This is a genomic window from Arthrobacter sp. H5, from assembly GCF_000520595.1.
Classification (GTDB): Bacteria; Actinomycetota; Actinomycetes; order Actinomycetales; family Micrococcaceae; genus Arthrobacter_D.
This window is the reverse complement of record NZ_KI914989.1, coordinates 115,802-118,275: the sequence shown is the minus strand read 5'-3', so window position 1 is coordinate 118,275 and position 2,474 is coordinate 115,802. Positions and strand designations below refer to the sequence as shown.

General features: G+C 62.3%; 3 protein-coding genes. All 3 read left to right on the top strand.

All coding sequences use genetic code 11. The features are described from left to right. The first annotated feature begins 49 nt into the window (after positions 1 to 49). Positions 50 to 835, top strand: a complete 786-nt coding sequence (locus tag Y708_RS0108210; protein ID WP_028279552.1) for an amino acid ABC transporter permease — start codon at positions 50 to 52, stop codon at positions 833 to 835. A gap of 4 nt (positions 836 to 839) precedes the next feature. Further along, positions 840 to 1,592, top strand: a complete 753-nt coding sequence (locus Y708_RS0108205; RefSeq protein ID WP_028279551.1) for an amino acid ABC transporter ATP-binding protein — start codon at positions 840 to 842, stop codon at positions 1,590 to 1,592. A gap of 157 nt (positions 1,593 to 1,749) precedes the next feature. Next, positions 1,750 to 2,474: M15 family metallopeptidase (locus tag Y708_RS23830; RefSeq protein WP_343212961.1), on the top strand; the 725-nt coding region annotated here is incomplete at its 3' end.

Below are 2,474 nucleotides of genomic sequence, written 5' to 3'. Positions count from 1 at the left end.
CGGAACTGCCGCACCTGTCTCTACCTCCTGAAAGGTCGGTACGCACAACGTGAAACCCTCAACCCGTAAGCGCCTATCCCGTGGCGTGCTCTACGCCATCTTCGTGCTTGCTGTGGTCGCCGTCGTGTTGGTGGCCGACGGGGAAGCCATCCGCACCAACTTCCTGGACCTCGACGTTGCCGCGGAGACGTTCCCTGGGCTCATCACCATCGCGGCGAAGAACACTGTCGTCTATACGGTGATCGCGTTTGCCGGCGGGCTTCTTCTTGGCCTGGTCCTTGCGCTGATGAAGCTGTCCCCGGTGGGCCCCTACCGATGGGCCGCCACGGCCTACATTGAACTGTTCCGCGGCCTGCCCGCCCTGCTGGTGATCTTTGGTTTTGCATTCGCTGTTCCCATCGCCTTCGAGTGGCGCCCGCCGGGCGGCAGCACCGGGGCGGGGCTCATTGGCCTGATCATTGTTTCCGCCGCCTACATCGCCGAAACCATCCGCGCGGGCATCGAAGCGGTTCCCAAGGGTCAGGTGGAAGCCGCCCGGTCACTGGGAATGCGACCGTCCTGGACCATGGTCTCGGTGGTTCTCCCCCAGGCCTTCCGCATTGTCACTCCTCCCCTCACCAATGAACTGGTGATTATCATCAAGGACACGTCCCTGCTCTTCATTGCAGGGATGGCTTTGGGCGACCGCGAACTCACCACCTTTGCCCGTGACGCAGTGTCCTCGCAGGCCAACGCCACACCGTTGGTCATGGCCGCATTGATGTACCTGGTGATCACTCTTCCGCTCACGCAGCTGGTGGCCAAGCTCGAACGACACAACAAGAGAGGCCGGTAATATCATGGCCCAACCGATTCCAGCAGCGACACCCGCCATTGAAGTGCGCGGGCTGCACAAGAGCTTCGGAGACAACGAAGTTCTCAAGGGCATCGACTTCCATGTGGACCAGGGCGAGGTGGTCTGCGTTATTGGCCCTTCGGGTTCCGGAAAGTCGACGCTGCTGCGCTGCGTCAACCGGCTCGAAGAGCCCACCTCCGGCACCATTATTGTCGAGGGCTTGGACATCACTGACAAGGATACGGACCTGGATGGTGTCCGCACCCGCATTGGCATGGTGTTTCAGCAGTTCAACCTGTTCCCTCACCTGAATGTCACCCGAAACCTGACTCTGGCCCAGATGCGCGCCAAGAAGCGCAACAAGGCGGAAGCAACCGAAGTTGCCGAGCGCAACCTGGCCAAGGTGGGCCTCGCTGAAAAAGCGGATGCCTTCCCGGCACAGCTTTCCGGCGGTCAGCAGCAGCGTGTGGCAATAGCGCGCGCACTCTCCATGGACCCTGACATGATGCTCTTCGACGAGCCAACCAGCGCGCTCGATCCGGAGCTGGTGGGCGACGTACTCGACGTCATGAAGCAGCTCGCCAAAGACGGCATGACCATGATGGTGGTAACCCACGAAATGAGCTTTGCCCGCGAAGTGGGCGACCGCGTGGTGTTCATGGACGGCGGAGTTGTGGTGGAACAGGGCAAACCGGAGGACGTGCTTGGCAACCCCCAGCACGAACGCACCAAACTGTTCCTCTCAAAGGTTCTGTAAACCCGCGTCCGCACCCGAAACTGTTCAGAGGGCGCCCCCGGTAGTCCGGGTGCGCTGGCCGGTATCGGGTGCGCTGGCCGGGTGCGAGCGCCTCTGAGCCGCAACCAACGGCAGGGGTATGATGTGGATCACCTGTCTACGTCCCTGGGGGAGCCTCATGTCCAATCCCTGCCGCGCAGTGCCCGCGCGCGCCGGAGCGCGGCTTGCCGCCGTCGTCGTCATCTGCTTGACGATGCTCACGGGCCTGCTCTCGGCTCCCGCCCACGCGGCACCTCCGATCAATGACCCCAACAACATCGAGGTGCTGGTTACCAAGTCCCGTCCACTGAACCCGCTTCGGTACATCGCGCCGGATCTTGTGTATTACCCCGGGACCAACTACGTGCTGCGGCGCGCGGTATCAACCAACCTGCAGAATCTGTTTGCCGGCGCCCGGAACGCGGGCGCTCCGTTGGCCGTCGTGAGCGCCTACCGGTCCTACGATGAACAGGCATCTTTGTACAACTACTACGTGGGCATCTATGGGCAGGCCACGGCGGACACCATTTCGGCGAGACCCGGTCACAGCGAACACCAGACCGGCCTCGCCGTCGACGTCGGAAATGCCAACGGGAGCTGCGGACTCGGCGCCTGCTTCGGCGATACTGTCGGTGGACGGTGGGTTGCTGCCAACGCCTACAAATACGGCTTCATTGTCCGCTATCCCAACGGCTACCAGTCAACCACCGGCTACACGTACGAGCCCTGGCATCTGCGCTATGTGGGCCGGTCCATCGCCACCGAGATGAAGACGCGCGGCATCGCCACCATGGAGCACTATTACAACGGCTCCAACCCGCCGATTAAGAACTCGGCGGACCTGGTGACCGCGGATTCGGCGGG

Coding starts and splice junctions, on each gene's coding strand:
- Y708_RS0108205 (WP_028279551.1), top strand. CDS start 840: ATGGCCCAACCGATTCCAGCAGCGACACCCGCCATTGAAGTGCGCGGG.